The sequence below is a fragment of the Nocardia sp. GCM10030253 genome (assembly GCF_042675075.1).
Classification (GTDB): domain Bacteria; phylum Actinomycetota; class Actinomycetes; order Mycobacteriales; family Mycobacteriaceae; genus Nocardia.
In genome coordinates this window covers 621,230-628,874 of sequence record NZ_JBHTDL010000006.1, presented here as the reverse complement: position 1 = coordinate 628,874, position 7,645 = coordinate 621,230, and the positions used below count along the sequence as shown (strand labels likewise).

1 protein-coding gene is annotated in these 7,645 nt (G+C 67.0%); it reads left to right on the top strand.

Annotated elements, in window-relative coordinates; all coding sequences use genetic code 11:
- Positions 1-7: 7 nt before the first annotated feature.
- Positions 8-7,645, top strand: a 7,638-nt coding sequence (locus tag ACFQZZ_RS15220) for a type I polyketide synthase (RefSeq protein WP_378679994.1), incomplete at its 3' end; no start/stop codon positions are given.

The window sequence follows — 7,645 nt, the reverse complement described above, 5'->3', positions numbered from 1 at the left end:
CCGATTGATGACCAAGGCCGATGACAATACTCAGAAGCTGGCTCAGGCCCTCCGTGTCTCGCTCAAGGAGACCGAGCGGTTGCGTGCCCGCAACCGCAAGCTCGAGTCGTCGCTTCGTGAGCCGATTGCGATCGTGGGTATGGCGTGCCGGTATCCGGGTGGGGTCGGTTCGCCCGAGGAACTGTGGAACCTGGTTTCCGCGGGGACCGACGCGACGTCGGAGTTCCCGGCGAATCGCGGCTGGGACACCGAACGCTTGTATGACCCGACCGGTGAGACGCCGAACTCCGCGTATACGCGTGAGGGCGGATTCCTGCATGCCGCAGGTGAATTCGATCCGGCGTTCTTCAATATCAGTCCGAATGAGGCCGCGCTGATGGATCCGCAGCAGTTTCTGCTGTTGGAGACTTCATGGGAGGCGTTCGAGCGGGCCGGTGTCGATCCGGGTTCGTTGAAGGGCAGCCGGACCGGCGTGTGGGTCGGCATGATGTATCACGACTATCCGGCCAACGCGAATACGGGATCCATTGCTTCGGGCCGGGTTTCGTACGTATTCGGGCTGGAGGGCCCGTCCGTCACGGTGGATACGGCGTGCTCGTCGTCTTTGGTGGCCATGCATTCGGCTGCGGCGGCGTTGCGGTCGGGTGAGTGTGATCTGGCGTTGGCCGGTGGTGTGGCGGTGATGGCGACCCCGGAGACGCTGGTGGAGTTCAGCAGGCAGCGGGGTTTGTCGCCGGATGGTCGGTGTAAGTCCTTCGCGGATGCGGCCGATGGTGTCGGTTGGTCCGAGGGTGCCGGAATGTTGGTGTTGGAGCGGTTGTCCGACGCCCGTCGCAACGGTCATCAGGTGCTTGCGGTGCTGACCGGTTCGGCGGTGAATCAGGATGGTGCGTCGAATGGTTTGACCGCGCCGAATGGTCCGTCGCAGCGTCGGGTGATTCGCCAGGCGCTGGCGAATGCGGGGGTTTCGCCGGTCGATGTCGATGTGGTGGAAGCGCACGGCACGGGTACGACTCTGGGTGATCCGATCGAGGCTCAGGCACTGCTGGCCACTTATGGGCAAGAGCGTCATGCGGATCGTCCGCTGTGGCTGGGATCGTTGAAGTCCAACATCGGTCATGCTCAGGCGGCGGCGGGTGTGGGTGGTGTGATCAAGATGGTCATGGCGATGCGTCATGGCATGCTGCCGATGACGCTGCATGTCGATGCGCCCAGTTCCAAGGTGGATTGGTCCGAGGGGCATGTGCGGTTGTTGACCGAACCCGTGGCGTGGCCGGAGGCGGATCGGCCGCGTCGTGCGGGTGTGTCCTCGTTCGGTATCAGCGGCACGAATGCGCACGTCATCATCGAACAGGCCCCGGCGGCCGAACCGGCGGTGGACCAGGCGCCGGTACCTCGGACCGGGCCGGCGGGTGGGTTGCTGCCTTGGGCGGTTTCAGCGCGTAGTAGCGAGGCACTGGCCGCGCAGGCCGTCCGCTTGGCGTCTCATGTCGCCGATCGGGACCTGGATCCGGCGGATGTCGGCTTCTCGCTGGCGTCCACGCGTGCGGTGTTCGACCATCGTGCGGTCGTCCTGGCCGAGGACCGTGCGGGTCTGCTGGCAGGTGTGCGGGCGCTGAGCCGCGCCGAAGCCACTTCTGGTGTGGTGACCGGCCGGGTGGTGCCGGGTACAACGGGTCTGGTGTTTTCCGGCCAGGGTGCGCAATGGTCCGGCATGGCCGCCGAGCTCCGTGCGGCATATCCGGTCTTCGCCGAGGCTTTCGACGCGATCGTCGCACAGCTGGATCCGCTGCTGGGCCAGCCGGTTTCGCTGAGTGTGGCACTGGTGGACGGTGACCTGGTGGATCGGACGGTGTTCGCGCAGGCAGGTCTGTTCGCGTTCGAGGTGGCGTTGTTCCGCCTGCTCGAATCCTGGGGCGTACGAACGGATGTCGTGGCCGGGCACTCGATCGGTGAAATCGCCGCTGCGTATGTAGCCGGGGTGATGTCCCTCGAGGACGCATGTGTGCTGGTGGCGGCGCGCGGCCGGTTGATGCAGGCGCTGCCTGCTGGCGGAGCGATGGTCGCTGTCGGCGCCTCCGAGGCCGACGTGACGCCGCTGCTGGCCGATGGAGTGTCGATTGCGGCGATCAACGGTCCGTCGTCGGTGGTGCTCTCCGGTGTCGAAGACGCGGTCGCTGCCGTTGTCGGGGTGTGCACCGAGCGTGGTTGGCGGACGCACCGATTGCGGGTTTCGCACGCGTTCCATTCGGCGCTGATGGAGCCGATGCTGGCCGAGTTCGCCTCGGTGATAGAGGGTTTGGCGTTGGGCCGCCCGAGCATCCCGTTGGTGTCGACGGTGACCGGTGCGCGCGTCACGGATGAGATGGCCGTTCCGTCGTATTGGGTGGGTCAGGTTCGTGACACGGTCCGGTTCGCTGATGCCGTTGCCACGATGGCGGACATGGGTGTGTCCCGGTTCGCCGAGGTCGGCCCCGACGCGGTCCTGAGCCCGATGATCGCCCAGATTCTCGACGACGAGGCTGCTGCGGTGGTGGCGTTGGCGCGTCGTGATCGTGCCGATGCGTCCGCGGTGTTGGGTGGGGTGGCCGGACTGTTCGTGGCAGGCGCCGAGGTGAATTGGGCCGCTGTCCATGCCGGAGGTCAGCGAATCGACCTGCCCACCTACGCCTTCCAGCATCGGCGCTTCTGGCTGGATCCCAAGGAGGCGCTGGCTTTGTCGTGGCTGGGTACCGAACTGGGCGGCGTCAGCTCGGTCGGGCTGGATCTGGTGGAGCATCCGCTGCTGGGTGCGGTAGTGCCGCATCCGGATTCGGGTGGCGTGAGTTTCACCGGCCGGTGGACCGTGGACTCGGTCGAGTGGCTGGCCGACCACAGCGTGCTCGGCACCGTATTGCTGCCGGGCACCGGATTCGTCGAGCTCGCGAGTTACGTCGGCGGTGTGCTCGGTTGTGCCGTGGTGGACGAGCTGGTCCTACAGGCTCCGTTGACCGTGCCGGCCGAGGGCAGTGTCTCGGTACAGGTCGTGGTGACTGCGGCAGACGAGGCCGGTTGCAGGCGGTTGAGTGTGCATTCGCGGCAGACCGCCGAGGGGCCGTGGTTGCTGCACGCCGAAGGTGTGCTCGCGCCCGATGAGGTGGTGGCCGATTTCGATCTCGTCGCGTGGCCGCCGGCCGGTGCCCAGTCCTTGGACATCGACGGCGTCTATGACGAGCTGCTCGATATCGGGTATGGCTACGGCCCGTTCTTCCAGGGGCTACAGGCGGCGTGGCGGCGTGGTGACGAGTTGTTCGCCGAGGTCGCGCTGCCGGATCCGCAGGACGGCAAGGGATTCGGCATCCATCCGGCGCTGTTCGACGCGGCGCTGCACGCCGGGATCCTGCACGGTCTGCGTGGCGGTGTCGAGGGTTTCCCGGCACTGCCGTTCACCTGGAACCGGGTGGTGCTGCACGCGGCCGGCGCGAGCGCCGTCCGGGTTCGCATCGTGGTCGAGGGCACCCGGTTCGCGCTCCAGCTGGCAGACGAGCAGGGCAGGCCGGTGATGTCGGTGGGGGCCTTGGTTTCTCGGCCGGTGTCGGCCGATCGCTTGCAGGCGGACCGGGTGGATGATGCCCTCTTCGGCGTGCAGTGGGTCGCTGCCGCGCCGTCGCCGGAGAGCGTCGAGCAGGGCCGGGTGGCGGTACTGAACGGCGATCTCGCGGCGCTGATCACCGAGTTGGACGCGGCCCAGGATCCGGTTGTTCCGGAGATCGTGTTGTGGGAAACCCCCGTTCACGACGGTGCGCCGCCGGAGGCCGCCCGCCGGATCGCGATCGGTGTGCTCGACACTCTGCGCGGCTGGCTGGCCGAACCGCGTTTCGCCGGTTCACGTTTGGTGGTGCTGACCAGGCATGCGGTGGCCGTTGCCGACTCGGAGCAGGTCGATCTGGGCCAGGCGCCGGTGTGGGGTCTGCTGCGTGCCGCGCAGGCCGAGCATCCGGGCCGATTCCAGCTGCTCGACCTGGATCAGGATGAGGATCGTGACGCGCTCGCAATCGCCGCTGCGACTGCTGCGCTGGAACCCGAGGCTGCGCTGCGCGGTGCGACCCTGTTCGTGCCGCGGTTGAGTCGTCACGCGCCCGGCGCGAATGTTCGGTTGTCCGAGCCGGGCACCGTGTTGGTGACCGGTGGTACGGGTGGTCTGGGTGGGGCGATCGCCCGGCATCTGGTGGCCGAACATGGTGTGCGCCACCTGCTTCTGACGTCTCGGCGTGGCCCGGACGCTCCGGGGGCGGCCGAGCTGCGTGCGGAGCTGACGGAGCTCGGCGCCGAGGTGACCATTGCCGCGTGTGATGTGTCGGATCGGTCGGCGCTGGCGGCATTGCTGGATGGTATTTCGGTTGAACATCCGTTGGTGGGTGTTGTGCACGCGGCGGGGACCGCGGACAACGGTCTGGTGGAGTCGATTACGGCCGAGCGGGTCGATTATGTGTTCGGGCCCAAGGTGGATGCGGCGTGGCATTTGCACGAGCTGACTCGCGATGCGTCGCTGTCGTTGTTCGTGCTGTTGTCGTCCGCGGGTGGGCTGGTGCTGGCCGCCGGTCAAGCGAACTACGCCGCGGCGAACGTCTTCCTCGATGCGCTTGCCGCGCATCGTCGGAGTCTGGGATTGCCCGCGACCGCTATCGACTACGGGTTGTGGGCACGATCGACCGGGCTCGGTGTCGAGCTGTCCGAGACCGAATTCGATCTGCTGCGCCGGCAGGGCTTCCCGCCGATCTCCGAGGCCGAGGGTCTGTCGTTGTTCGATGCGGCGATTGCCACCGATTCGGCCCAGCTGGTGGCGCTGCGGGTCGATCGGGCGGTGCTCCGGGCTCGGGGCGAGCTGATTCCGGCCCTGGTCCGCGCGCTCGTGCCGATCCCGGTGCGCCACACCAACCGAGGTGCAGCGGGTCAGGCTTTCGCCCGGAAGCTGGCCGGCTTGTCGGATGCGGACCGTGCGCGCGCTCTGCTCGACCTCGTCCGATCGGTGGCCGCCGCGACTCTCGGGCATGTGTCGGTGGATGCTGTTGAGCCGCAACAGGCTTTTCAGCAGCTCGGGTTCGATTCGTTGAGTGCGGTCGAATTCCGCAACAAGCTGAACGCTGCGACTGGTCTGCAACTGCCGGCGACGCTGGTCTTCGACTACCCGAACCCGCAGGTTGTCGCCGAGTTCATCGGTTCCCAGCTCACCGGCACCGCGGCGGTCGAAAAGCCCGTGATCAGCCGGGTTCGCACCGGCGACGATCCGATTGCGGTGGTGGCGATGAGCTGTCGCTACCCGGGTGGTGTCGCTTCTCCCGAAGACCTGTGGAGTCTGGTTGTCGAAGGCATGGACGCCACCGGTGATCTGCCCGCGGATCGTGGCTGGGATATCGAGGGCATCTACGATCCGGAACCCGGCAAGGCGGGCAAGACCTACACCCGTCAGGGTGGATTCCTGTACTCCGCCGCCGATTTCGATGCGGATTTCTTCGGGATCAGTCCCAACGAGGCTTTGGTGATGGATCCGCAGCAGCGGATGTTGCTGGAGATCTCGTGGGAGGCGCTGGAGCGGGCCGGTGTGGATCCGGCCGTGCTGCGCGGCAGCTCGACGGGGGTGTTCGCCGGCGTGATGTACCACGACTACGCGCTGGGCGCCGGCACCGGCAACAGCGTCGCCGGCAGCCTGGTCTCCGGTCGCATCGCCTACACGCTGGGCTTGGAAGGTCCTGCGGTGTCGGTGGATACGGCGTGTTCGTCGTCGCTGGTGGCCATGCATTTGGCGGCGCAGTCGCTGCGGTCGGGGGAGTGCGATCTGGCGTTGGCCGGTGGTGTGGCGGTGATGTCCACCCCGGAGATGCTTGTCGAGTTCAGCAGGCAGCGGGGTTTGTCTCCGGATGGTCGGTGTAAGTCCTTCGCGGATGCGGCCGATGGTGTCGGCTGGTCCGAGGGGGCCGGAATGTTGGTATTGGAGCGGTTGTCCGATGCCCGCCGCAATGGTCATGACGTGCTTGCGGTGATTGCTGGTTCGGCGGTGAATCAGGATGGTGCGTCGAATGGTTTCTCGGCGCCGAATGGTCCGTCGCAGCGGCGGGTCATCCGTCAGGCGTTGGCCAATGCCGGTATGTCTCCGACCGAGGTGGACGTGGTCGAGGCGCACGGCACGGGTACGACGTTGGGCGATCCGATTGAAGCCCAAGCCCTTTTGGCTACCTACGGCCAAGAGCGGGATGCGGATCGTCCGCTGTGGCTCGGATCGTTGAAGTCGAATATCGGTCATGCTCAGGCGGCGGCCGGTGTCGGTGGCGTGATCAAGATGATCATGGCGATGCGCCACGGCATGCTGCCCAAGACGCTTCACGTCGATCGGCCGAGCACGAAAGTTGATTGGTCCGAGGGCCATATCCGCCTGCTGACCGAACCGGTCGCGTGGCCGGAGGTGGATCGGCCGCGTCGTGCGGCGGTGTCCTCGTTCGGCCTCAGCGGCACGAACGCTCACCTCATCGTCGAACAGGCGCCCGCGGCGGACCCGGCTCCGGTGGTCAAAACCCTTCCGGCGGGCGGGGTGTTGCCGTGGGTGGTCTCGGCGCGGAGCGGCGAGGCACTGGCCGAGCAGGCCCGGCGGCTGGCCTCCTATGTCGGCGACCACGATTCGATCGACATCGGATTCTCGCTCGCCACCTCGCGAGTGTTGTTCGAGCATCGGGCCGTGGCGTTCTCGCCCGAGGACGCCGCCCTGCGGGCCGGTATCCAGGCGCTCGGGCGCGGCGAAACGATTCCGGGTGTGGTGTCCGGCCGCGTGGTGGCGGGTTCGACGGGTCTGGTGTTCTCGGGTCAGGGTGCGCAGTGGGCCGGTATGGCGGCTGAGTTGCGTGCGGCGTACCCGGTGTTCGCCGAGGCTTTCGACGGGATCGTCGCCGAGTTGGATCCGCTGCTGGAACAGCCTGTTTCGCTGGGCACGGCGTTGGCGAGCGATGAGCTGGTCGATCGGACGGTGTTCGCGCAGGCCGGGTTGTTCGCGTTCGAGGTGGCGTTGTTCCGGCTGCTCGAATCCTGGGGAGTCCGGGCCGATGTGGTGGCTGGTCATTCGATCGGCGAGATCGCCGCCGCGCATATCGCCGGCGTGCTGTCGCTGACGGATGCGTGTGTGTTGGTGGCCGCGCGTGGTCGCTTGATGCAGGCGCTGCCCTCCGGTGGCGCGATGGTCGCTGTAGGAGCCTCGGAGGCGGACGTGACGCCGCTGCTGGCCGATGGAGTATCGATCGCCGCGGTGAACGGTCCGTCGTCGGTGGTGCTCTCCGGTGTCGAAGCTGATGTCGTGGCTACCGCTGAGGCTTGTGCCGAGCGTGGTTGGCGGACACACCGATTGCGGGTTTCGCATGCTTTCCATTCGGCTCTGATGGAGCCGATGCTGGCCGAGTTCGCCTCGGCGATCGCGGGTTTGACCTTCGGGCGGCCCGGCATCCCGCTGGTGTCGACGGTGACCGGTGCCCGGATCACCGATGAGATGACCGATCCGGCGTATTGGGTCGGTCAGGTCCGTGACACCGTCTGTTTCGCGGATGCTGTCGCGGCGATGGCAGATCTGGGTGTGTCCCGGTTCGCCGAGGTCGGCCCCGACGCGGTGCTGACCCCGATGGTCGCC